This is a genomic window from Halostagnicola larsenii XH-48, from assembly GCF_000517625.1.
Taxonomy (GTDB): Archaea; Halobacteriota; Halobacteria; order Halobacteriales; family Natrialbaceae; genus Halostagnicola; species Halostagnicola larsenii.
On the sequence record NZ_CP007056.1, the window covers coordinates 162382 to 187850 of the forward strand.

15 protein-coding genes and 1 pseudogene are annotated in these 25469 nt (G+C 61.7%); 7 read left to right on the top strand and 9 right to left on the bottom strand.

The window, feature by feature from the left end; translation table 11 throughout:
• The first annotated feature begins 240 nt into the window (after nt 1-240).
• Nucleotides 241-1005: an IclR family transcriptional regulator gene (locus HALLA_RS14745; protein WP_049954269.1), complete on the top strand. Its 765-nt coding sequence runs from the start codon at nt 241-243 to the stop codon at nt 1003-1005.
• Between the two features lie 326 nt (nt 1006-1331).
• Here HALLA_RS14745 and HALLA_RS14750 read toward each other — a convergent pair whose 3' ends face one another.
• The 5 genes from HALLA_RS14750 to HALLA_RS14770 all read right to left on the bottom strand — a co-directional run bounded on the left by HALLA_RS14750 (nt 1332) and on the right by HALLA_RS14770 (nt 11507).
• On the bottom strand, nt 1332-3305 hold the full coding sequence (locus tag HALLA_RS14750) for an archaea-specific SMC-related protein (RefSeq protein WP_049954270.1): 1974 nt from the start codon (nt 3303-3305) through the stop codon (nt 1332-1334).
• 102 nt (nt 3306-3407) lie between these two features.
• Nucleotides 3408-4046 carry a rod-determining factor RdfA gene (gene rdfA, locus HALLA_RS14755; protein ID WP_049954271.1) on the bottom strand — a complete coding sequence of 213 codons (639 nt, stop codon included), beginning with the start codon at nt 4044-4046 and terminating at the stop codon, nt 3408-3410.
• A 1361-nt stretch (nt 4047-5407) separates the two neighbouring features.
• Nucleotides 5408-6172 carry an IclR family transcriptional regulator gene (locus HALLA_RS14760; RefSeq protein ID WP_049954272.1) on the bottom strand — a complete coding sequence of 255 codons (765 nt, stop codon included), beginning with the start codon at nt 6170-6172 and terminating at the stop codon, nt 5408-5410.
• A gap of 1403 nt (nt 6173-7575) precedes the next feature.
• The gene (locus tag HALLA_RS14765; protein ID WP_049954273.1) at nt 7576-8613 is read right to left on the bottom strand and encodes a sodium:calcium antiporter; all 1038 of its coding nucleotides are present in this window, start codon (nt 8611-8613) and stop codon (nt 7576-7578) included.
• Between the two features lie 26 nt (nt 8614-8639).
• On the bottom strand, nt 8640-11507 hold the full coding sequence (locus HALLA_RS14770) for a glycosyl hydrolase 115 family protein (protein ID WP_049954274.1): 2868 nt from the start codon (nt 11505-11507) through the stop codon (nt 8640-8642).
• Nucleotides 11508-11680: 173 nt separating this feature from the next.
• Between HALLA_RS14770 and HALLA_RS14775 the strand changes: the two genes are divergently transcribed.
• Both HALLA_RS14775 and HALLA_RS14780 read left to right on the top strand, forming a co-directional pair.
• Complete coding sequence (locus HALLA_RS14775; RefSeq protein WP_049954569.1) at nt 11681-12787, top strand: Gfo/Idh/MocA family protein; 1107 nt, start codon at nt 11681-11683, stop codon at nt 12785-12787.
• Nucleotides 12788-13540 carry a hydroxypyruvate isomerase family protein gene (locus HALLA_RS14780; protein ID WP_084569053.1) on the top strand — a complete coding sequence of 251 codons (753 nt, stop codon included), beginning with the start codon at nt 12788-12790 and terminating at the stop codon, nt 13538-13540.
• Nucleotides 13541-13598: 58 nt separating this feature from the next.
• Here the strand turns inward: HALLA_RS14780 and HALLA_RS14785 are convergent.
• A pseudogene (locus tag HALLA_RS14785) lies at nt 13599-14468 on the bottom strand (ABC transporter ATP-binding protein); the annotation flags it as partial.
• A 272-nt stretch (nt 14469-14740) separates the two neighbouring features.
• Nucleotides 14741-15205 (bottom strand): universal stress protein, encoded by a 465-nt coding sequence (locus HALLA_RS14790; RefSeq protein ID WP_049954275.1) that lies wholly within the window; start codon nt 15203-15205, stop codon nt 14741-14743.
• 138 nt (nt 15206-15343) lie between these two features.
• On the opposite strand from HALLA_RS14790, the gene HALLA_RS14795 reads away from it, so the two are divergent.
• Nucleotides 15344-15709, top strand: coding sequence for a hypothetical protein (locus HALLA_RS14795; protein WP_084569054.1), 366 nt, complete (start codon nt 15344-15346; stop codon nt 15707-15709).
• Between the two features lie 108 nt (nt 15710-15817).
• Here HALLA_RS14795 and HALLA_RS14800 read toward each other — a convergent pair whose 3' ends face one another.
• The gene (locus HALLA_RS14800) at nt 15818-17023 is read right to left on the bottom strand and encodes a glycoside hydrolase family 88 protein (RefSeq protein ID WP_049954276.1); all 1206 of its coding nucleotides are present in this window, start codon (nt 17021-17023) and stop codon (nt 15818-15820) included.
• Between the two features lie 158 nt (nt 17024-17181).
• Between HALLA_RS14800 and HALLA_RS14805 the strand changes: the two genes are divergently transcribed.
• Both HALLA_RS14805 and HALLA_RS14810 read left to right on the top strand, forming a co-directional pair.
• The gene (locus HALLA_RS14805; RefSeq protein WP_049954277.1) at nt 17182-19038 is read left to right on the top strand and encodes a DUF2264 domain-containing protein; all 1857 of its coding nucleotides are present in this window, start codon (nt 17182-17184) and stop codon (nt 19036-19038) included.
• Nucleotides 19039-19132: 94 nt separating this feature from the next.
• Complete coding sequence (locus HALLA_RS14810) at nt 19133-20317, top strand: oligogalacturonate lyase family protein (protein ID WP_049954278.1); 1185 nt, start codon at nt 19133-19135, stop codon at nt 20315-20317.
• Between the two features lie 85 nt (nt 20318-20402).
• Here the strand turns inward: HALLA_RS14810 and HALLA_RS14815 are convergent, their stop codons facing one another.
• Entirely contained in the window at nt 20403-22280 is a 1878-nt protein-coding gene (locus HALLA_RS14815) for a rhamnogalacturonan lyase (RefSeq protein ID WP_049954572.1), read from the bottom strand.
• A 393-nt stretch (nt 22281-22673) separates the two neighbouring features.
• Here HALLA_RS14815 and HALLA_RS14820 point away from each other — a divergent pair, with 393 nt between their 5' ends.
• Nucleotides 22674-25406, top strand: a complete 2733-nt coding sequence (locus HALLA_RS14820; RefSeq protein ID WP_049954279.1) for a family 78 glycoside hydrolase catalytic domain — start codon at nt 22674-22676, stop codon at nt 25404-25406.
• Nucleotides 25407-25469 lie beyond the last annotated feature (63 nt).

Here is a 25469-nt window from a genome sequence, read left to right on the forward strand (position 1 = left end):
AAATGTATTCATGTTAGTGAGTGTCGGACCGTTTGTACGGTTACACGCGATATGTCGATGGAGATTCTACAGACCCTCCACATGTCCGGTGACACCGGATTGGAATATAATTTCTTGACCGAATTTATGAATATTATGGTCAGCAGCTATTCCAACACCGTCAGGTTCGGACCACTCTTTGCAAAACTTCCGGCCACGCCGGACAACTATTATATAGGATGTACCTCTAACATACCACGTATGTCGAGCCAATCGCGTTACCCGGTGCAGGCCGCTGCGACCACGTTCCAGGTTATCGAGACGCTTCACCACCTCGATGGTGCGGGCGTCTCCGAACTCTCGGAGGAACTCGAGATGCCAAAGAGCACCGTCCACGACCACTTGCAGACGCTGACCGAGGCGGAGTACCTCGTCAACGAAAACGGCACCTACCACGTCGGCGCTCGCTTCCTCGAGCTCGGCGGTTTCGCTCGAAGTCAGATGAAGCTCTACCAGGTCGCATCGCCGGAAATCAAGAAATTAGCGAACGAGACCGGCGAGCACGCGAACCTAATGATCGAAGAACACGGCAAAGGAATCTTCCTCAACAAGGCGAAAGGACCCGACGCGGTCAACCTCGATACGCACATCGGCAAGCGCGTCCACCTTCACACGACGGCGCTTGGCAAAGCGATTCTCTCGAGGGAGTCCGAGGAGGTTGTCGACGAAATCATCGACAGGCATGGACTCCCCGGCGTGACGGAGAAGACGATTACGGATCGCGACGAACTCAAGAGTCAACTGGACGAAATTCGCGATCGCGGCTACGCGATCGACGACGAAGAACGGGTCATCGGCATGCGCTGTGTCGCCGCGCCGATCTGTAACGAAAACGATCGTCCGATCGGTGCTATCAGCGTTTCAGGGCCGACTAATCGGTTCGATGACGACATTTTCAAGGCGGAGATTCCAAAGAGCGTGCTCAGCACCGCAAACGTCATCGAAGTGAATATGACGTACTCCTAATCGTTCCGGCTACGCCGGACGTAGGTGTAAGATACCCGTTCGTCGGTCTCGAGTTTCGTCCGTGAACGTTCGTGAACTGTTCGACTGCGAAGCGTACTATTAGTCGACGCGCTTCCGTCCTTCTCTCGCCTGCAACGAAGCGCCGACCCAGCAGTATGTTCTTCGAAACGGCGTTTCGGAAAGTATCGCATCTGAATCGCGCGAGAACTGCTCTCGTTACAAACGTACGACTTGATATCGATCGTTACTGACGAGTACTGACGTCTCGCGCGAGGATGTCGTCTCAGTCACTACTCCACTATCACACTCGAAAGGGCGATCCGCGGTTAGATCTCGGTGACCCGTTCGTGGTTGGTTTCGACGGCCTGTGCGTCCTCTTCGAGCAGCGCGACGATGAGGTAGGGGACGTAGGATTCGAAGTACTCGATGACCGAGGCGATCCGGTCGGAGTCGATCGCCTCGAGCGAGTCGAGTAGCATGAACGGCACCGTCTCGTAGACGTCGTGGACGAGGTAGCCCGCGAGCGCAAAGACGAGTCCGGTGACCTCGCGTTCGCTTTCGCTCAGGTGTTCGATCGAGTCCTCGTAGGCCGTCCCGCTGTCGGTGCTGCGGACGATTTTGAGGTCGAACGACGACTTGGTCACCTTCCGCCGTCCCTCGCGTGCCTCGCGGGTCGTTCGCGCGATCCACACCCGGTCGAGGTTGCCGTACTCGAGGGTGTCGAGCAGGTTCTCCATGTGTTCGTTGAACGCGCTGACCGCGTTCTCCTCGATTTGTTCGATCCGCGTCCGCAGGTCCGTCAGTTCGTCGGTCACGTCCTCGCGTCGGGCCTCGAGATCCTCGCGGTTCCCGAGTCGATCCTCGATCGAACTGATCTCGTCGTCGATCTCGTCGCGTTCGCGCTCTTTGCGCTCGAGTTTGAACTCGAGTTGGTTGACCTCCTTGTGTTGGTCGAGGATGCCGCTGTAGTCGTCGGTCTCGAGGTCGTCGATCTCGGTCTCGAGTTCGTCGATGTCGTCGGTGAGAGCCTCGCGGTCGTCGGTCAACTCGTCGATGCGATCGTTTCGAGAGGCGATTTCGTCGTCGATCGAGTCGAGACGGCGCTGGGTCTGCTGGTACTCGCTTCGACTCTCGTTGATGGTCGAGACGGTCTCTCGGCGCTCTTCGAGGTCGCTATTGATTTCGGTCCGTTCCTGAATGCGATCCTCGCGCGCATCACGAAGCTGTTCGATCGTCGTCTCGATCTGATCGCGGGCCACCGAGGAGCCACAGGTCCAGCAGGTGACCGTCTCCGAATCGTCGAGCAACTGGTCGGTGATCGCCCCGTCGTCGCCTGCGTCGTCAGCCGGCTCGCTGGCGTCCGCGAGCACCGAATCGGGCTCCTCGAGCAGTTGTTCGTTGAACTGGATGGTGCTCTGGAGCTGGGAGATTTCCTTCGAGAGCTCCGCCTTTTCTTCCTGCAGGGTTTCGATTTCGGCTTCCAGTCGGCCGATATCGGCGTCGTCGCCCGCCGAGAGCGATTCGAGTTTCTGTTGAACGTCCTCGCGTTCGTCTTCGAGGGCGTCGATACTTTCGCGTTCGGTCTCGATGCGGTTGCGGGTGCGCTCGAGTTCCGAGCGGGTGTCTCGGAGTTCGCCGAGTTTGGTTTCGAGTTCCGACTGCTCTTCGCGGCGCTCTTCGACGTCAACGTTGGCTTCGTCGAGCTCCGCTTGGGCCTCTTCGAGTTCCTCCTGCAGGTCGTCGATTTCGTCAGTGACGCGTTTGCGCTTGGCCTCGAGGTCGGGGAGGCGCTGTTCGAGGCCGTCTAACTCCTCGAGTTGCTCGTCGATCGAGCGCTTTCGTTGTTCGCACTGTTCGATTTCTGTCTGGATGGCGGCCGTATCGACCGGGCGCATGATGAGTTCGCGCAGGTCGTCGCCGCGTGCGACGGCGCGTCGCGCTTCGTTGGATTCGAGTAAGAACGCGAACAGGTCGGCGATATCTGGGTCCTCGAGATACGGCTCGCCGTCGGTGATGATAGCCCCGTTCTGGCGCGTGAGCTTGCGTCGGTAGCGTTCGTCGCCGAACTCGAGTTCAGCGCTTCCTTCGTCGGCGTCGGCTTTGAGACTTACCTGATCGCTTCCAAGTGCGGCCATGACCGCCTGGAGAAGCGACGTTCGGTTGGTGGCGTTTCGCCCCGAAAGGACGGTAACACCCTCCTGGAAGGTGACCTCCGCGTTGTCGATTCCGCCGATATTGTCGACAGTCAGGGTTGCGGCTGTCGGAACCGTCTCTTTTTTCTCCGCTAATTCACTTTCCATGCCCCATCATTCGACCTCCTTACACATAGGTATTACCACTTCAGTTGCTCGTGTCGGAACCCCTGACGCTCGAGACCGACGTAACGGGCCATGCTCGGGCGCTTACGTGTCTGTCCCGCCACAGCTACACGATCGATTCTCGAGAAGGTCTCTGATGGTGTACTCTTCGAAACAGTCCTCGCAAGTCACTGTGATTCCAACAGAGACGTTGTAATCGCCGATATCGAGGATCTCGTTTCGCTCGAGATGAGCGACTGTATCCGATGTCACCGCAGCCGTCCGATTCTGTAGCGAGCCGAGTTTTTCGCGGCTTCGTTCCAGGCGCTCTTCGTCACTCGGCGTCTCGAGCGATGCCTCGAGACACTTCGTGAGGTGATTGTATACGGTCTGATGGGAGATGAAGTCCGATTCGACCTGCTCGATTGGCACGCCGTCGCGCTCGAGTTCGTTCCGTGTCTGTACTTGCGTCCCGCTCGTCACATCGTCGTCCGTGAGCAGGCGATACGTGTTCTCGACCTCACCTTCCTTCGCTGAGACACCCGCTTCCTCGAAGGCCGTCTCGAGGACGAGTTCGTTCACGTAGGTCGCCAATTTCCGCGTACTGTACTGTTCGTCGGCGTTTCCTGTCCAGAGCGCGACGAGTTCATCGTCGAGCCCCGAAAGTTCATACTCGCCGCCGATTCGACCGAGTTTGCACCCACAGGACGGGGTTGATTCCGCCGCTGAATTTTGTTCAGTCACTGTTCGAACATACGGCTGTCAGTGTAAAAAATGTTCTGACTCCGTACTGATTTGCGAACGTCGTTCTGCCCACTCTCGCTCGTTCTCGAGTGACCCAACACGTCAAATGTGTCCGCAAAGTTGCATGTTTCTCAGCGAATGCGGACGTATCAGATTGCAATTACAACGGCGGTATTCGTAACCCCCTCGTTCGTTGATACCACGGTTCTGTTGGAACTGCTCTCCTCCACTCGTTCATAGTCTCTGTGCGGTGTATTATCTCAAATTGTCATTTTGGATGCGTATTGCAAACGGGTTCGATTCCTTCGACGACTCGGCGCCGATCGGTATGGACCATCGTTACTCGGACGCCACTACGTAATAGTGCGTCCAGCGACGCATTGCTATCTCACCCGACGATGATTCGACTCTCGAGGTCCGCCGATGGAACCGCTTCGATAGTAACGGATCCGAGTCGATCAGTTGGGCGCGATTTCGTGTGGTATCTACCTCCTGTTCGATCGACCGTGGAACGGCGCGTTCCGAGCAGTTCTTTCGAAAGGCTTTGGAAACGCTTCTACAGAGAGCCGCTTTCACGCACCACCTCACCCGCCCGCACGCACTTTCGAGTCCACTCGTCGATACACGTCTGTCGCGTCGTCGGTGCGAGACCGAACTCGTCGGAGCCGACACGAGATGGGTTTACACAAATATGCGTGTAAACTTCTCGATCAGTTTTACACTGGTAGCTGAACTCCCTCCACTACTGCCAGCCACCGTCGACGTTTTGATTCGCGATTTTCGACGGCTCTAACTCCGCTTTCTCTCGTCGCTCGAAAACCGAATTTAGAATGGATATATCGAGTAGTCATTTCTAGATGCACTTCGATCTACTTGGTCGTCGACTGCCCTTCGAGCTATGGTTCGTTTGCTTTTCACGTCGGTTCCGGTGGTGAACACCCATTGGAGGGAAACCACTGATTCGATCGTACGATCACCAAGCCTGTAGATCACTCGAGTCGACAGCCATACGGTGGTAGATCGTTCGCTCGCGTGGGTGCGTACTGACACGCAAATCGGGTTCGTCGCTGTGTTCGGACTGACTCCGTCGCTGAATTCACGCTAGCCGCCGTAATCCCACCTCTTTCTTTCAGTATATGCGTGTTCGGGCGTCGATGGAAAGGCTGCAACCTGATTTTTGGTTATGGTGTCCGTGCCGGTCCGTTTCGGAGACAGTTGGCCAACCGTTGTAATGTAGAATTGATTTCCCAGGCGTTTGGGGACGTAGTGAACGAACACCCTCCGATTGCGTCTCGTTGTGCAGCATGCAGCAGTGTTCCGTCAAAACGGATGCCCACGAATACGACAATTTCCAACCCGGCTTACGAATACGTAACATTCAACTCGATGATATTGGTCGCCTGCTTGAGCAACAACGGAACGTCCTCTTCGAGACGCGAACCGCTGACTCTCGTCGTCGGTCCGGATATCGAAACTGCCCCGAGTACCCTGCCCGTATTCCCTCTAACCGGCGCGGCGGCACATTGTAGCCCTTTTAACCGCTCTTCCATGTCGAAGGCCACGCCCCGTTCTCGGACCTCCGAGAGCCCTTCTCGCAACTCCTCGCGGTCGGTGACCGTGTTTTCGGTTATTTTGGGCAATCCGTGGCGATCGACGATCTCGTTGACCCGCCGCTCCGGAAGGTACGCGAGGATCGCTTTGCCGAGTGCCGTACAATGCAGTTGGACGCGGGTGCCGGTGTGTGCATCAACGCGGACCGCGTTGTCTCCGGCCACGCGATAGATGTACGTTCCTCGTCCGTGTTCTTCGACCAACAGATTTACTAGTTCTCCCGTTTCATCGGCCAGTTTGTGCATCTCGGGTCGTGCGATTCGATACAAATCCCGACGACTACGTGCGTGTGCGCCAAGTTCGAGAAATCGTATTCCGACGTGGAACGTCGATTCGTTTTTCACGACGTACTCTTCTTCCTCGAGCGTGCTAAGATAATTGTGAACGTTACTCTTCGGCAGGTTTAGGTGGTCAGCAAGCTCCGTGACGCCTGATCCGTCGAGTTCCATCAACGCCTCGATAATTCGAAATGTTGTTTTGGTCGATTTGATTGGGTTCTTCGCCTCGTGTGACATCTTACCTCGGATATCCTGTTTATGATACTTAAATTTTCGTCCCACGTTTTGGAACACATGTACGTTATCGATAAATCTCCCCCTCCGTGTCCCCCCTCCCCATCAGCCGAACCCCCCCCTCTGCCAGCGAGACGAGACGGTACGTAGCGGGTTCGTCCCCAACAGCGGACGCAGTCTGGTGATGTTCCGTTGTGACGAACCTGCGTCATCTGTGGCGGAGGCGGTTCTACGGCGACCGTCTGACTCTCACACATCGGTTTACCATTCGTTGACAAGTGAATTTTTCATTTATGATGAACAGTTTCTGGTGACGATCGAATTCGCGCAGTACGGTCGGTCAGTCCTTCCATTCGATCCACGCTTGTCTATGCGTAGAACTGTGTGTCTGTCAGGCGTAGTATCTAGACCGGCACGTAAGGTACCGGGACCGTCGAGTATCACGCTAGTCCTCGTCGGACTGGAACGCTCTCGTTTCTTCTATCACCTGTCTCCCACCTCGTGATCCACGACCGAGAAAATTCACCAATGATGAACGTTCGGCTACTACATCTCGTCTCGACTTCGGTTCATAACGTCCTGTCCTGCGTACAAGCCGGCCACTTTCACTGCTTGCACTACCGACTTGCTCAGACCGTACTATTGGCATATAACTCAAAACTATCAACCCAAATTTAATTCTGATAATTCGATACCCCATTTCGACGTTCGGCCGAATCTCGCTTCCAGCCGCTACGGGCTGGCGGCGGGTCTGCCGGTCGTAGTAACCCACGTTCTGCCGGGGGACTTTGGGACCGTGATCATCCGTTTCGATACCCGTGCCGACAGACAGCGGTCGGCACCGACAGCTGTCGTTCTACAGGGGGTCGAATGGCGTCGTTCTTGCCCAGGAGCTTGGCTGGGATCGGATCTAACGGAAAGGCAGCCATCGAATCCAGACCAGTCACGTACTGACCGATCGTTTTTCTGCTCAATCGGTTCCAGGGCGATGGGTTTTCGAATCGCCAGAGATCCGAATCGTCGGTTACGGTCGGTATCAGCCGCTCCCAAGCGGATCTCCGTACAGTTGGCGGGAACGAACCGGCTCTTTGGCTGTCGGATCCGACTGTCACATCTGTTTCCCGTCATTTTCTCGCTACTCGGCAGCGTTCCGTGTACCCGTCTCCAGTATCGTCGTTGGATGGGTCTATCCGCTCTGGTATCGTTCTCGTTCGGTACTCGAGCGATCTGCAGTTGCCGGCACGGTCCGGTTCGACCTCGAGAGATCGAATGCCATCTGAGTAACTACATTTGATTGAACCGTCTCGCTCGAGTTTGCGCGTTTGTTCTCCACTTCGCTCGGACTGAGATTCGACGCTCGAAGTAGTTGGGCGAATCTCGGTCGTAGCCTGTCGGGAGTCGCGAGCCTACGCCGTCTTGATGAGTTGTGTCACCCCGACGGTTTCGGCCAGAATCCATACGACGAAGAACGCGTAGGCCAGCAAAAGGACGGTGGATTCGAGCTTCGAGAGCAAGAGATCGGTCCGCAGAAACGAAAACAACAGGACTGTCGCGAACGTGAGCACGCCGAGCATCGGGACGCCCACGGCGAAGTCGACGGGCGCTTGTCCGACGATGAGGACGCCGATCGGAATCGCGACCAACAGGTCGAACGTGTTCGATCCGAGGACGTTCCCGAGGCTCGTAATCCCCTTGCCGTCTCGAGCTAACCGCACGCTTACGAACGTGTCGGGGAGACTCGTCGCCGCCGCGATGATGGTCACGCCGGCGATAAATTCGGGAATGCCGAACGTGGTGCTCAGCGACTCGACGCTCCCGACCAGCAACTCGACGGCGAGGAGAATAACGGCCAGTCCGGCGGCGAGTTTGCCCCACTCGCGCCAAACAGCGATTCCTTCGGTTACGGCGCCTGCCTCGTGATCGCTCACATCTTGCCACTGAATGAATATGTACAGGCCGTACAACAGGAGCGGGATCAGCGCCAGGGGGCGGGTGATATGACCGGTTAACTCGGGACCGTCCGACGCGGGAACGTAGATGACGGCGAGTGCGAAGGTGATGATCACCGTCGAGACCGCGAGCATGTAGAACTGCGCTTCCTTGTATACGATGGCTCGATTCGTTTCTAAGTCCCCGTCGGCGGCGATTCCGGATATCGCGGGGATGACGAGAATATTGAAAATAGCCGAGCCGACGATCGCCCCGACGCCCATGTTGAACGTTCCAGACAGCGCCGTCACTACGACGCTTGCGAGTTCGGGAAAACTCGAGCCGATGGCCACGACGATCGACCCCTGTACGACCGCCGGGAGACCGTAATACCCCGAAAGCTGTTCTGCGGACGCTTCGAGCCAGTTGCTACCGATCCAGACGAGCCCAGTCGCGACGACGATGATGAGGATATTGCCGAGCGTCGACGTTTGGAGCAAGCCACCGAGAACCATTGTCGGAGATTCTGTTTCAGATGCTTTTAATTGTTCTGTCTGATGGATTCTCGCTCGAGTGCCGACTCCCGCGGCCCGAGATAGGTCTCACCGGTCCGCTCGGTGTAGATAACGATCCGATCCACGACGAGTCCGGGGTCGAGCGCCCGGAGTTGGATGGTATGGGTCCCGGCCGTTTCGATGTCGTGTGACGTCGTCGCTATCGCGGCACCACGGAGGACGTTTTGCTGCCACTGGGGATCGTGTTCTCCGCCATCGGGATCGATCGACGCAACTTGTCGCTCGCCGTCGTCGATGGAGACTGCGTACCGCAGGTCCCGGTGCTCGGTAAGCGCCTGCGTCGGGGTACACTGTACCTCGATGTCCACCGACCCGGTAGTCGAGAGTTCGACGTCGTACTCTACCAGCGGAGCCGAATCGCTCTCAGGTTCGTGGCTCGAGAACGTCGCCGGCCGTACGGCAACGGTCGTACCGGATGTCCGGCCCGGGACGTCACACCGAGTCCAGAAACCGGGGTCGCCCGCGCGGGTATCGGTGTATTGTTCGGCCTCGATGGCGACAGCCCCGTTCGTTTCGAGGAACTCCCCCGCTGGTTCGCCGAACGGCGTCGCGACCTCGACTCGAACCGTTTTCTCGACGCCGGCTCCCGAAATCGTGACCTGTCCTGTCGAACGCTCATCCGGGAAGGTGTCCCGGTCGATACCGACCCACAGTCGACGTTCGTCTACCAGCACACCCTCGGTGTCCTCGAGGTCGATCCACTCGTGACTGGCAGTCGCGGTCCACTCGATGGGATCCTCACCGCGTGCGAACAGGTCGATGAATCGATCGGTCTCGAGCGCTGGAACGAACGTCGGAAGCGACGGCGGGGCACTCTCGTACCCGCGAATCGGTGCTCGGTGACCCTCCGCGGCGACGCCGAGTGCGGCTCCCTCCTGTGGCGTTACCCGCGCCGTTGCAGGCGGATCGAACACCGGCAGGTCTCGCGGTCGGTGTGATTGCATGCCGTCCCATTTGCCGTCGGAGAGGGTTTCGTTGTAGTATTGCGTCTCCGACTCGATAGTGCGGTGAGCGCGTTTTGCCAGCTCGGCATAGCGGTTTGCTGCCGTGCGTCCCTGTCCCGCGTACAGTCTACTCCTGGCTGCGTGGAGGTACTTTTTCGACATCGCGGCGGCACATCGAACCTGGTACAAGACCAGCTGGTAGAAACTCGGGCGTCGATCCGTTGAAAGCGCGTCATATATCCCCTCCGCTCGCTCGAGCAACCGGTCGAACGCCTCGATTCGCCGGCGCGCTTCGTCGCCCTCGTGGACGAAACTGAACGCAGGTTCGTCCGGGCGCGTGTCCGGATACACTGTCGACCATCCCATGTGCTCGGGCTTTCGGGCGAGCGACAGCCGGTAGTACTCGGCGAGGATTTCGGCGATGTCCTCGGCGTGAGACGCTCCGAACTCGCGGCTCGCCCAGGTGCGGAGCCACTCGTCGCTCGAGACGGATCGGGCCGCCTCGACGTCCCAGGCGATGTCGAGGGCGAACTCCATCTCGGTTTCCGTCGGCTTGATATCGCCAACGTTTACGATCCAGTAGTCGCGAGCGCCGGCGTCGTAGGCTTTCAGCAGTTCCGTTCGGATGAGTCCGGGCGGCACGCTCGAGAGCCAGAGGTAATCGTGGGGTCGGCCCCAGTAAGAGAGGTGATAGTAGAGCCCCGAGCCGCCGTCGCGCTGGCGTTCCGGCTCGATGGGCAGTTCTCGCACGTAGCCGTTGTTGTCGTCGGGCCACATCAGGCAGACGTCCTCCGGAACGTCGAGCCCCCCGCGATACAGTTCGAGGACTTCCTTGTACGGGCAGAACACTTGCGGGATCTCCTCGACGGGTCGGTCGTGAACGTCCTCGAGTATCCGTCGCTGGTCGTCGATCACCTGCTGGAGCAACTCGAGGGTTTCCTCGCGGGTCTCCCCGCCGGGCATGCCAGAATCGTGAATCCCGCGCATACCCAGGGTGAAGATGTTGTCGTGATCGACGACGGCTTCGACGCGCTCGCGCCAGTAACGTCGGATCCGCTCGCGGTTCGTCGCGTAGTTCCACTCGCCGAACTCGGCTTCCCACTCATCGACGTTGTTTCTGTGTAAGGGTTCGCAGTGTGAGGTGCCGACGGTGATCGCGTACTTCTCGGCGACTGCCGGGTTTTCGGGATAGCGGTAGAACGCCTTCGTATCGGGGTGCATCGCCGGCCAGATCGTGTTCGCTTTGAGCCGCAACAGCAATTCGAAGACTCGAGCGTACGTCTTCGGGCCGAGTCCGGGCCGGTCGTCGGCCTCTTCCGGCGCGAACGTCTCCGACGCCCACGGTCGCAATCCGAAGTCCTCGTCGTTGAGGAAGATCCCCCGGTGGGTGACCGAGGGCGGTCCGAACCTGTACGTTCCCGCCTCGAGAACGATGGAATCGCGCCGTTCTGCCGGCACATCGGCCCACCAGTACCACGGCGACACGCCGATCCGTTTCGAGAGTTCGTACGCGCCGTAGGCCGTACCACGCCGGTCGCTTCCGGCGATTAGCACGCACGACTCGAGGCCGGGAATCGGGTTGTCGACCGTTTCGATGACGAAGCTCTCCCGTTCGTCCGCCAGACCCTCGGCGTCGATGTCGCTCGCCGGCAAGCACTTCTCGACGCCCTCGGAGCGCCCGAGCGTGCCGACGATCACTGCACGCGCAGAAACGTTCTCGAGCGACGAGATGGCGTCGGGATGGCGTCCGGTCACGCGTTCGACGTCGTCGGCGAGGTCGCTCGTCGCGACCGAAGCGACCTCGTGATCGTTTGGGTCGACGTAGAGGTCGGCGACGAGATCGTCGCTCACGATCGGAACGCCGTCGTCTGCGGGCGCATCAGTGATCATACTTGTCGCTGAGTACGCGTACGGACCGGCAAAAAGACACCGACTGTTCGTCAACGAGAGGGTGGTGGAAACCGCGGTACCCGACTGACGGATCGGTCGGGACCACGAACCGGTCGATCGAATGCGTTCGCCGACCGGTAACTATTATGGAGTGGTACTCGAAACCAACGAACATGTCTCACCGAGTCGCGGTTATCGGTACCGGAACGGAACCCGACGATCCAGATGAAAACGGCTACGCGATGGCGTATCACCACGCGACGGCGTACGAAAACCACCCGGAATGCGATCTCGTCGCGTGTGCCGATATCGTTCGAAAGAACGCCGAGGCCTTCGCCGACGAGTTCGACATCGCCGACGAGGGAGTGTTTACATCCTACGAGGAGATGCTCGAGGCGGTCGAACCCGACATCGTCTCGCTGTGCGTGCCGCCGGCGGTCCACGACTCGATCGCGATCGACTGCGCTCGATCCGGCGTCGTCGAGGCGATCCACTGCGAGAAGCCGATGGCCGACAGCTACGGCGGGGCGCGCATGATGGCCCAGGAGGCGAGCCGCCACGACGTCCAGTTGACGTTCAACCACCAGCGCCGATACAGCGACGCGGTGCGAACGGCGAAGGAACTGCTCGACGACGGAGCGATCGGCGACTTAGAACGAATCGAGTTCGCCGCACCCGTGGGCATCTTCGATTACGGTTCGCACTCGTTCGACCTCTGTAATTACTTCAACGACGAGGTCACCGCCGAGTGGGCGCTCGGACAGATCGAGTACAGCGAGGAAAACATCCTCTTTGGTACGCACAACGAGAATCAGGCGGTCGTCCTCTGGGAGTACGAAAACGGTGTCACCGGCCTCGGAACGAGCGGGGGAGGTGAGGGCCCTAGTCCGACGAACGCAGTCAACTGCCATCATCGGTTGATCGGCACCCGCGGGACGATGGAACTCGATCCGTCCGTCGACGGCGAGGAGTCTCCGACGCTGCGCGTTCGCGGGCCCGGCGACGACGACTGGAGAACGGTCGAGACAGAGGACGGCATGCACAGCTGGGAGTTCATCGACCGCGCAATCGCCGACAACGTCCGCTGTCTCGAGGCCGGCGAGGAACCCGAACTCGGCGCGGAGAACGCCTTGAACGCGACCGAACTCATCTTCGCCACGTGGGAGTCAGCCCGCAAGCGCGGACGCGTGGACCTGCCGTTGAACATCGACGGAAACCCGTTGACGGAGATGGTCGAATCCGGCGAACTGTCCCCGGTCGCGCCGGCGGAGGACGAGTAAATGGCCGCCCTTTCGGTCTGCGTGGAGATGGTGTACGACGACGAGCCGTTTCACGAACGCATCACGCGGGCCGCCGAGGCCGGCGCCGACGGCGTCGAGTTCTGGGACTGGCGAGCGAAGGACTTAGAGCAAATCGAGGCAGCCGCAGCGGCTGCGGAAATCCCGATCGTTGGCTGCGTCGCGGGCGGGACGCTGACAGATCCCGACGGGACCGACGAGGCCGTCGAGACGATCCGCGAGTCGATCGAGACCGCCGAAGCCCTCGAGATACCCACGTTGATCGCGACCACCGGACCGGACCAGGACGGGCTGGATCGGTCGACCCAGCACGAGGCCATCGTCTCGGCGCTCTCGCGGATCGCAGACGACGCCGAATCGGCCGGCGTGACGATCGTGCTGGAGCCGCTGAACACGGCCGTCGATCATCCGGAGTACTACCTCGAGACGGCAGCAGAGGGCTTCGAGATCGTCGACGCCGTCGACTCGCCGAACGTGCAGTTGCTCTACGATGTCTACCATCAACAGGTCACGGAGGGGAACGTCATCCAGACCATCACGGAGAACGCCGACCGGATCGGACACTTCCACGTGGCCGACGTTCCCGGTCGACACGAGCCCAGAACCGGGGAACTGAACTACGAGAACGTTATCGAAGCGATCGATTCGACGGAGTACGACGGCTACGTCGGCTGCGAGTTCTCGCCGGTCGGCGACCCCGATGAGGCGCTGGCTGAAGTGCTCAACTGGTGTTGACGCGGTAAGCCGCCTCCGCTCGAGGACCGGTAGCGAACTGCGGTCGGGATCGTCGTTCTCACTGATTCTGTGTAACGCGCTCGACGAACGCCTCCGGAAGATCGTTGATCTCACCGGCCTGTACCTTCCAGAGGTTCGCGTAGAGTCCGTCCTCCTCGAGCAGCGATTCGTGGGTTCCTCGCTCGACGATCCGCCCGTCCTCGAGGACGAGGATCGTATCGGCGTTGCGAATCGTCGACAGGCGATGGGCGATGACGAACGTCGTCCTGTCGGCGGTGATGTCGTCGATCGAACGCTGGATGAGCATTTCCGTCTCGGTGTCGACGTCGCTGGTCGCTTCGTCCAACACGAGAATCTGCGGGTCCGAGAGGATGACGCGTGCGAGCGCGATTCGCTGGCGCTGTCCGCCGGACAGTTTGACGCCCTCCTCGCCCGCTTCCGTCTCGTAGCCCGCCGGCAGTTCGGAGATGAACCCGTGGGCCTGGGCGGCTTTCGCGGCGGCGACGACCTCCTCGTCGGTCGCGTCGAAGGTCCCGTACGCGATGTTCTCTTCGACGGTGCCGCCGAAGAGGTAGTTCTCTTGACTGACGTAGCCGATCGCGTCCCGGAGACTCGAGAGTGTCACCTCGCGGACGTCGTGGTCGTCGATCATGACCGCCCCCTCGTCTGCCTCGTACATCCGCATGAGAAGTCGGACCACCGTGGACTTGCCCGCGCCGGTCGGGCCAACGAACGCGACGGTCTCGCCGGGATCGATTTCGAACGAGATTCCCTCGAGGACGTACTCCTCGTCAGGATCGTAGCCGAAGCTGACGTCGTCGTACTCGACGCGACCCTCGACGCCCGATAGCTCCGTCGCGTCCGGCGCGTCCTCGATGGCGACCGGCATGTCCATGAGCCCGACGACGCGTTTGCCCGATGCTCGAGCAGTCCGGCGAGGAGCCCGACCGAAAACCAGCGGCGACGACCGGCGCTGAACTGAGCGAACAGACGGAGAAGCGGCCACTCGACTGCGTTACGGTACCTCTCTAATCGACGTTCGTTGTTGGACACTGTCTTCGCGAGTATCTGATCCGGTTAGTCACGGGTTTCGAGGGCTGCGAGCGCTCCGGGATCGAACCGACTGCCTCCCGAGTGGCCGAATAGACAGGTTTCCCGGTCGCGCTCCCGTCGCGATTCCGTTCGCATTCGTCCGGGCGCTCAGGTCATTCTGAGGGTTACGGTGCCGTCGAAGTTGAGCAGGATGCGCTGGGCGACGTCCCCGAACAGCGCCTTTCCGGTCGGCGACCGGCGTCGGCCGACGATAAAGACGTGATCGCACTCGAGTCGCTCGGCGGCGGCGATAATTTCGTCCGCGCGGTCGTCGTCCTCGGTGACGATTCCGTCGGCGTCGAACTCGATCGGGTCGTCGAACGATTCGAACACGTCCGTGGCGAACTGTCGGGCGAACTGCTTTGCCGTGGCGGCAGAGCCGGGGTCGCTGTAGGACGTCCCTTCGATCTGTTCGATGACCTCGAGGTTCTTCGCCGTCTCGTCGGTCTGGTCCGGCGTTATCCACGAGAGTACGGTCAGTTTCGCGCCCGTATCGTGGGCTAACTGTCCGGCTTCCGCGAGGAGCGATCGGTGGTCGTCGGTGTCGTCGATAACGACAAGTGCGTGATCCATGGCGGCTTATTGATCGGTCACCCAAATAAGTGTACTGTCCAGTCTGCTTTCTCGTTTCGATATCGCGATGTCAGCTACGTCGGGCTCGATGTGCGTCGGGAAATATATACGACTGGTGTTCGTACAATCGACCAACTGATGACCGAACTGAACCGACACGAGGCGGTGATTCAGGATGGAATCTTGTACATCGACCGCGAACAAGACCCCCTCGAGGTCGGCTCGATGGACGACGTCGTCGATCTGTTCGGCGGCGAGACGTACAGGATCGAGTACACCGATCGCCAGAGCGCGACGGCCTGGCTCTCGACCGACGACGAAAACGGGATCGATATCGACGTGCGCGACTCGCTCGAGGACTGGGCGTACCCCGAGGAACTCGTCACGAATGTCGCCGACAGCCCGCTCGAGGAAACCGACGAGGACGGGTATCCGATGCGAACGTCGGTGTTCGTCGACATGGTGACGGCGATCTGGGATGCGAAGGGAAATCTCGAGGGCTGATATCGAACGAGTGTGCGGTTCGGTTGCTGTTCGCGGATTTGGCCGTGCTGGTTGTTTTCGCCGGCCTTTCGTTCCGGTTCTTCTTGAGATTCGCCTGGTGCTCGTGGCTCACCAGTATCGGGACCAGTGTTCGGTCGCTCGAACGAGTCCCTCGACGTAGAAGTAATCGCCCCAGATGCAACACTCGTCGTAGTCGCCGTCTAGGGTGTGGTACGCGCCGTCTGTGAGCAGGCCGTTCGAATCCGCTCCCGCGACGTAGTTCTCCGCGAGACTCGAGAGCGTCGTCCGGGCGGCGTTCCGGTAGCCGCGAGCGCGGTCGTCCGCGAGGGGCAATTGACGACCGAGTTCATCGAGGCCACAGGCTGCGATCGCAGCAGCCGACGTGTCGCGGATGTTCCGGTCTGCGGGTGCGTCGAAGTCCCATCGGGGGACGCTGTCCGCCTCGAGGTGCGTGAGATAGTAGTTGGCCAGCTTCGCAGAGAGCTGAGCGTAGGCGCCTTCGTCGGCGTAATCGGCGGCGACCGCGTAGCCGTAGATCGCCCACGTTTGGCCCCGCGACCAGCAGGAGTCCGCGTCGTATCCTTGCGCCGTTTCGCCGCCGATCGGCGCGCCGCTTTCGACGTCGCACTTGAACGTGTGGTACGTGGAGCCGTCGGAACGGACGATATGATGTGCGTTCGTGCGAGCGTGCGTCTCCGCGATCGCGGCGTAGCGCGACTCGCCCGTCTCCTCGCTCGCCCAGAACAACAGGGGGAGATTCATCATCGTGTCGATGATCATCCGGCCTCGCTCCCACGACTCGTCTTCTGCCTCGTGGTCGCCCCAGGCCTGAATGAGTCCGGGAGCTTCCCAGAACCTCTCGGCGAGGAGGTCGGCGGCCGAGAGCGCCATCGAACGATACCGTTCGCTTCCGGTGAGGCGGTGGCCGGCGACCGCCGACAACGTGTAGAGAAAGCCGAGGTCGTGCGTCTCGGTATCGCCGCGTTCTAACCGACGTTCGAACGTCTCGAGTTGCGTCTCGGCGGCATCCCGAAATCGTCGTTCCCCGGTGACCTCGTACGCGAGCCAGCACAACCCCGTCCAGAACGACGCGGTCCAGCCATCCATGTTGTCCGTCGGCCCGTAGGTGAGGTCGTCGCTCGAGGGGGTCGGAAACCGGTCGTAAAACTCCTCGAGGGAGTCGTCGATCCGGTCGATGGCGACCGACAGAGCCTGGTCTAACGCCGCTCGGTCGACGGTCGTCGACTCTGCGTATCGATCCGGCAGCCCCGCATCAGCGGTTCCGGCTACTTGTGCGGCTGGTTCACGCGGCATACTTATGTAAAATCTATCACCACACGATATAAAACCACTGCGACCGCAACCGCAGTGAGGTACTCGAGCGAGCAGTCGGGTGTATTTGCGACTAGCGAGTCCGTACATTGTGACCGCCCGGAGCAAACGTTTTAGGATCGGTTGCGCATAGCTCAATCATGAATCCGGTTGCGGAGAATCCGCTTCGAACGCGAACCGATTTCCAACGAGCCGTTGAAAGGCTCGTCGACCCATTGTACGATCACGCCAGTTCCGGTGGCGCACGAGTACGGCCGACGGCGACGGGTGCGCGCTTTCCGGCCGTCGACGCCGAACTCGAGGGGTTCTCGAGACCGCTGTGGGGAGTCGTCCCGCTGAGCGTCCACTCTACGTACGATCGGTGGGACCTCGTTCGACGCGGGCTCGTCAACGGCACGGATCCGAACCACGAGGAGTACTGGGGGGAAGCGGGCAACGGCTCCCAGAAACACGTCGAGATGGCCGCGATCGGTCTCGGCCTCGCTCTCGTTCCCGAGCAGTTGTGGGAGCCCCTTTCGGACTCCGAGCGCGAGCGGCTGGTCCGGTGGCTGAACCAAATCAACGAGGCCGAACTCCACGACTGCAACTGGCTGTTCTTCCGGGTGATGGTGAACGTGGGTCTTCGATCGGTCGGCGCGACACACGACTGGGAGCAAACGCAAGCGTCGCTGGACCGACTCGAGTCGTTTTGTCAGGGAGACGGGTGGTACACCGACGGACCCGAGGGGAGTTCGATCGACTACTACCTGCCGTGGGCGATGCACTACTACGGGCTCGTGTACGCGACCGTCTGCGGAGACGAGGACCCGGACAGGGCGCGTCGATTCCGCGAGCGGGCCGCCGAATTCGCGACCAACTACGTCGAGTGGTTCGACGAGGACGGCCGAGCGCTCCCCTTCGGTCGGAGCCTTACCTACCGCTTCGCACAGGCGGCGTTCTGGGGGGCACTCGCCTTCGCCGATCGAAACCCGCTCCCGTGGGGCGTCATCAGGGGGCTCTGGGCGCGGAACGTCCGCTGGTGGCTCGACCAGCCGATCTTCACGGATGGGGGCCTGCTATCGGTCGGCTATCGCTATCCGACGCTGAAGACCGCCGAGACGTACAACTCGCCGAACTCCCCCTACTGGGCGATGAAGTCGTTCCTGCCGCTCGCGCTCGAGTCGACCCACCCGTTCTGGGCGGCCGACGAGGAGCCGCTACCCGATCGGCCCGAGACGGTCGCCCAACCGGAGGCGGGGAAGATACTTTGCCGGGACGACAGCCACCTGTTCTCGCTCTCGCTCGGACAGGAGAGCCTGTACGGGCCGGAAAAGTACGGAAAGTTCGCCTACTCGACGACGTTCGGCTTCTCGGTTGCCGGCCGAGGGAGCGGACTCAAGGCGGCGGGCCACGACGGAGCGCTCGCGCTCAGTTTGGACGGCGAGCGGTACGCGCTTCCGTCGTCGCCGGCGGCAACCGCCGTCGACGGGTCGACGCTCGAATCGCTGTGGACGCCGTGGGAGGGCGTTCGCGTCGAAACCTGGCTGACGCCGGCGCTCCCGTGGCACGTCCGCGTCCACCGCCTCGAGACGTCGCGGCCGATCCACAGCGCGGAGGGCGGCTTTCCGCTCGATCGGTCGGGTGACGACGACGAGACCCAGTTCGTCCACGAAACACGGGAGGAGACCGCCCACGCGACGTATCCGAACGGCTCGAGCGTCGTCACTGACCTCCGCGCTGACCGGGAGCCGACGATCATCCCGGCGGAGCCGAACACGAACCTTATGCACCCGCGGACGGTCGTCCCGACGCTCCGGAAGCGTTACGACCCAGGTGAGCACTGGCTCGCCGTCGCCGTTCGAGCGACGCCCGACGGGACGATCGACCCGGCGACGGCTCCGAAACTCGTCGAAACCGGTGACCGCAACTCGGTCGCCATCGAGACGGCCGCCGGCGACCGCGTTCTCGAGTGCCGAGCGGGCGCCATCGCGGAGATGGACGAGAGCGGGACGGAGTGACGGAGCCGGTTTCGAAAACGCGAGCCGGTTCGGCGGCAGCGTCGACCGCGGCGTTGGGTACCTTTTTGCGGTGCGGGTTCGTCTCTCGGCGTAGATGAAAGACAAGTTACGGCAGGGACCGAACGCCGGCCGCACGCTCCCTGCAGAGCGAGCGCAGTACGACGACTCGGAGACCGGTGTGCCCGTCACACGACTGACGAACGACCCGGACGCCGACAGCCGACACCTGTACTTCACCGAACCCGGCTGGTACGACGACGGACGGCGGGTGCTCTTTCGGTCGGATCGCGGCGGCACGCGCCAACTCTACTCGGTCGCCCTCGAGTCCGGCGAGATCACGCAATTGACGGATCTTCCGGACGATATCAGCGGCGTCACTCGCATCGCGACCGAGCCGACGGCGCTGTTTTGGTGTGGCGATCGGCTGGTCGCGCTCGACCTCGAGACGCTCGCAGTAACGCCGTTGTACGAGCTTCCGGACGGATACAACGGAAGTATCGCCGCGGGAACGGCCGACGGCGCGCGGGTCGTCACGGCGCTGTCGGAGGAACTGGACCTCGAGCGGGACCCCGCCGACCGCGAGCGGTGGATCGCCGACCGGATGAACGCCGGTCCACGGTCGAGGGTGATTTCGGTGCCGCTCGAGGGCGGCGAGCCGACAGTCCATGTCGAGGACGACCGGTGGCTCAACCACGTCAACGCGTCGCCGACTCGCCCCGAACTCGTCACCTACAGCGAGGAGGGACCGTGGGAGGACGTCGACCGGATCTGGGTGTTGAACACAGAGACCGACGAGACGTGGAACGTCCGATCGACGGAGTCGGACGAAGCCGTCGGCCACGAGTACTGGCTGGCCGACGGCGAGACGATCGGCTACCACGGTTGGCGAGGCAGCCGCGACGATCCGGACGCGTTCTTCGGGCACGTTCGATACGATGGTTCAGAACGTAATGAGTGGCCGGCTCCCGACCTGTACACGCACTTTCACAGCAATACTCGCGGACTGGTCGTCGGGGACGGGACCTACCGCGGCGCGCCGTTCGACCTGCTCTGGTCGTGGGACGACGAAAACGGCGGGTACCGAACGCCGCGAAAATTGGTCAGCCACGGATGGAGCGGCGACGACGATGTCCACCCGCACTCACGACTGAGTCCCGACGGGTCCAGCGTCGTCTTCGATAGCTCCAACGCCCGCGATGGGGACGGGAACGGCAGTGATGTTTACGTAGCTGAGATTCCCGACGACCTCACGGAACTGCCGGCGTTCGACGGGCTATAGGTTTGGACCGATTGCTGGAATTCGACGAGCTGTCGGCTTGGACCGCTGCCGGTGTTCGACGGACTCGACTTCAACGGGCTATCGTCTAGTTGTGGCGGCCGCGTCCTGGTCCTCGTCCTCGTCGATCGTCGTCGGAATCGACGAGTTCGATGTCGGGTTTCGGCGGGTCGTCCATCTCGTGGCCGAGGAAGTAACTCGGCCACGGCGGCTGATTGTAGCCGGCGTTCTGCCACGCGATCGCGGTCCGATACTGTGGATCGTGCAACAGCGTGTACAGCCGGTGATCGGTCTCGTGGGGCGTCGCGTACAGGCGCAGCGCCTCGCTGTCGTCGGTTCGCCAGATAACCTCCTCACGCCAGTCGCCGAGGATATCGCCCGAGAGACACGGGTTGCCCTTCGAGGAGTTGTTCGAGCGAGTGCCGTCGAAGGACTTCAGTTCGTCTAGCTCCTCGGTTTCGGGGTTCCACTTTTTAATCCAGCCGACGCCGTACCCCTCGTCCCAGCCGAGGAAGTCGTGATCGAGCAGTTCTCGTTGCAGGTCGCCCGTCCACCAGATTGCTGAGTTCATCGAGTTGACGGGGTTCTCGCGGATCTGCTCGCCCTGGGCGGTCCACGTGCTCAGACCGTCTTCGGAGAGGGGGATCCCTGCCCACGCTTCCGCTCCCTCGTAGTTCGGGTCGATATCGGCGATCAGCCCTCTGCCGATGTCTCCGTCTCCTTCCTTACCCCACAGTAACTCGCCCGTTTCGGCGTCGCGGAACGTCGCGCCGTACTCTCCCCACTCGTGGGGCTGGAAGACCTCGAGACCCTCTCGACTGGGGTCGAAGTCGCCGACGTGCAGGGCATCACCGTGATTCCAGCCGGTCGAGTAGAGCCCGGTGCCGTCGTGATCGATGACGCACGCGCCGTAGACGATTTCGTCTTTGCCGTCGTCGTCGACGTCTGCGATGGCGAGTTGGTGGTTGCCCTGGGCCTCGTACTCCTCGTTGCCGTCGTCACTATCGAAGATCCAGCGGGACTCGAGTTCGCCGTCTCGGAAGTCCCACGCGGCCAGCATCGACTGCTCGTAGTAGCCTCGCGTCGTGACGATGCTCGGTCGCTCGCCGTCGAGGTAGGCGACGCCGGCGAGGAACCGATCGGCACGATTACCCCAGTCGTCGCCCCAGTCGGCGACGTCGCCGCGTGCGGGCTCGTAGTCCGTCGTCGCGAGTTCCTCGCCCGTCTCGCCGTCGAAGACGGTGAGGTACTCCGGCCCCTCGAGGATGTACCCGTCCTCGTTCGCGTAGTCGACGTCCGGGTCGCCGATGACCGTCCCGGTTCCGTCCGTGGTCCCGTCGGCCGTCCGCACGGCCAGTTCCGCCGTTCCGTCTCCGTCGAAGTCGTAGACGATGAACGGCGTGTAGTGTGCGCCGGCCCGGACGTTCTGCCCGAGGTTGATCCGCCAGAGATGCTCACCCTCGAGCGTGTATCCGTCCAGCAAGACGTCGCTCGTGTGTCCCGGTTGGGAGTTATCCTTCGCGTTCGAGGGGGTCCACTTCTGGACGATGTCGAGCGTGCCGTCACCCGTGAGATCGCCCACGCTCGCGTCGTTCGCGTGGTAGGTGACCGTCTCCCCGTCCTCGCCCTCTACCGAACCCGGCTTGTTCAGCGGGATCTCCTTGTACTGTTGATCCCACACCTCGACGGGTTTGGACATACCGGGCTTGCGGCCGCCGCGCTTTCTGCGCTTCCCCGCTTTTTTCACCCGGCCGTGGCCGACCGGCCGGATCGCGTAGGTCGAATCCGTCGTCCCCTCGGGATCGAGGTAGTTCGTGCTGTCGGTGATCGGCTTGCTGTTCACGCGCTCGCCGTCTCGGTACACGTGAAACCCGAGATCCTCGGGGTCTGTACCAAACAGTCGCCAGCGAACGAGCACGCCGTCTTCGGTCGGGACGGCCACGAGTCCCCGATTGAGCGCTTCCATCTGCCGCTTCGATTTGTCCTTTTCTCTTCCTTTTTCGCGGCCCGGCCGGTCGTTCCAACCGTGTGCGGCTGCGCCACTGGCACCGATCGTTCCCAGTGCCGTCGTCCCAGCCGCGATTCCGCCGAGGAACTTTCGTCGATACTGTCGAAACCGTTCGTTCTTGTCTGAATCAGTCATTGTCACACACGCCGCACTTTCCCCAATCTCATTCAATTATTATAAATATCTATGTGAAATGCCCAACACTAATCGTGTATGGTTATATTACGAGATTGCCAATAGATTCGACAGGCAACTGTTCACAGTGGTGATGTCATGTGTCCGGGAGTCAGAGAACCGACCGCTCCGGCACGCTTTTAGGGCTGTACGGAAGTCTGACAGACGAATCCGACGATGTCACCGCAACAGCCCGCCGACTTGCGAACCGAGTACGCGTCGAACCCGATCGGGATCGACGAGACGAGACCCCGACTCTGCTGGCGCGTCGACCCCGAACGCCGGGGGGCGAAACAGACCGCGTTCAGGGTCCTCGTCGCATCCACACCCGAGCGCCTCGAGCCCGGCGTGGCGGACGTCTGGGACAGCGGGAAGCGCCGCTCGGATCGGCCGGCAGTCGCATACGACGGTCCTGCGCTCGAGTCCACCGCGACCTACTGCTGGACGGTTCGCGTCTGGGACGAATCCGGCGAACCGAGCGCGTGGAGCGAGTCAGCCCGGTGGGAGATGGGCCTGCTCGAGCCCGCAGACTGGGAGGCGTCTTGGATCCGTCGTCCCGAGGACGGCGCGTTCGAGCGCGTTCGATTCACCTACCTCCGCCGGGAGTTCTCCGTCGACGGTACGATCGAGCGCGTTCGAGCGTACGTCTCCGCCAGCCACCGATACGAACTCTCGGTCAACGGGCGGGCGGTCGATCGCGGCCAGGCGTTTTCCTACCCGGATTTTCAGTACTACAAGACGATCGATCTCACCGAGGAGTTCGCGGCTGGAGCGAACGCGGTCGGCGCGCTGGTCCACTGGAGCGGGGCCGGACAGGGGCGACCGGCCGCGGAACCGGGATTCGTCTGCCAACTCGTTGTGGAATTCGTCGACGGCACCGAGCGAACGATCTGTACCGACGAGTCGTGGCGCGTGCGCGAGGCAGAATGGCAAGCGGATGCGCCGTTGCGTAACGACGAAATCGCCGAACCGGTCGAGCGGATCGACGGGAGACGGACTCCGATCGGATGGAACGAGTCAGGGTTCGACGCGAGTGCGTGGGATCGGGCGGCAGTCGTCGGCACCCACCCGACGGAACCGTGGACGCGGCTCGTTGCCCAGCTCACCGAAGTCGATCAGTCGTCGGTTCACCCGGACTCGATCGAACGCCTCGAGGACGGGTCCGTCGTCGTCGACTTCGGACGGGTCTACCCCGGGCTTCCCGAAGTCGACTTCGCCGAGGGAGTCGACGGACACCGCGTCGAGTTTCAAGCGGGCTACCTGCTCGAGGACGATGGAACCGTCTCGCCGGTCGAGGGGACCCAGTGGACGGACATGCACTACGAGTACGTACAGCGCGATGGTGAGTGTCGGTTTCGCCCGTTTACCATCCTCGGCTTCCGATACCTCCAGATCGACGATCCGGGCGAGCGACTCGAGCCGTCACAGGTTCGGTTGCTGGCGACGAGAAATCACGTTCCCGACGAGCGGGCCGCCTCGTTCGAATCGTCGAACGACACCGTCGACGCCGTCTTCGAACTCGCACGCCACTCCGCGTTATACGGCTCCCAGGAGCAGTTTATCGATACCCCGACCCGCGAGAAGGGCCAGTTCCTGCTCGACGCGTACAACATGTCCCAGACGACGACGCGGGCGTTTCGGGAACGGACGCTGAGTCGGCGCGCGATCGAGGAGTTCGTCCGCTCGCACTATCGCTACTGGGCGGGAGAGGGTCGATTGAACGCCGTCTACCCGAACGGCGACGGCAAGCGGGACATTCCCGACTTTACGATCTCGTTTCCCGAGTGGGTCTGGCGGTACTATCAGGTCTCGGGCGATCGGCGAACGCTCGAGATGGCCGCGCCGGTCGTTCGGGCGGTCGGGGCCTACGTACAGCGCCACGTCGACGAGGAAACCGGCCTCATTATGAACCTCTCCGGCGGGGAGGGCGGCCCCTACGAGGAGGGGATCGTCGACTGGCCGCCGGAGATGCGCTACGGCTACGATCGAGACTGGTCGGCGAGGACGACGGTCAACGTCCTCGCTGCGAGCACGTTGGGCCGGGCGGCGGACATCGCCGCCGCACTCGAGCGACCGGCACACGAACGAGCGCACTATCGCGAACGCCAGCGCGCGCTCGAGGAAGCGATCGACGAGCACCTCCGTCACGGCGACCGCTACGTCGACGGGTGCGACGACAGCGAGGCCAGCGACTCGGCGTCTCAGCACGCCAACGCCCTCCCGCTGGCGTTCGGGCTCGTTCCCGACGCGCGCGTCGACGCCGTCGCCGATCGGATCGCCGGGCAGGGGATGCAAATGGGACCGATGATGGTCCCGTGGCTGCTCGAGGCGTTCGAGACCGCGGATCGGCCTGAGGCGCTCGTCGACCTGGTGACCGATCCCGCCGCGGACGGCTGGGCGAACATTTTGGAGCAGGGCGGGACGTTCACCTGGGAGAGCTGGCACTGTCGGGACCCGTCGCTGCCGGACGACCACCGACAGAATCGAAGCGAGTCTCACGCGATGGGCGCGACGGTGTTGGTCTCCCTCCTGCGGACGCTGCTTGGCGTTCGACCGTGCGGCACCGCCGGTGAACACGTCGAGATTCGGCCGCCTCATGCAGGGCTCGAGTCGGCGTCCGGCCGGGTTCCGACGGAGCGAGGAATCATCACCGTCTCGTGGACCCGCGATGCGAGCGGCGAACTCGAGGACGAGGCGACGTTCCAACTCGAGGCGACGATTCCCTGGAACACCTCGGCGACGATTTCGCTCCCCGTTGCAGATTCTGGGGCTGTCGTGACCGTCGACGGCGAACCAGTCAGTGCGGGCGCGAGTGCACCAGGACTACCCGACGGCGTCTCGGCCGTTCGGGCCGCCGACCGACTCGAGATCGATGTCGGCTCCGGGACGTATCGAGTTCGGCTCAAGTGACAGCGGCGAGATGACGCTCGGACGGTCCGCGAAACGATCGAACGGTGGCCAGTCACCGGAATC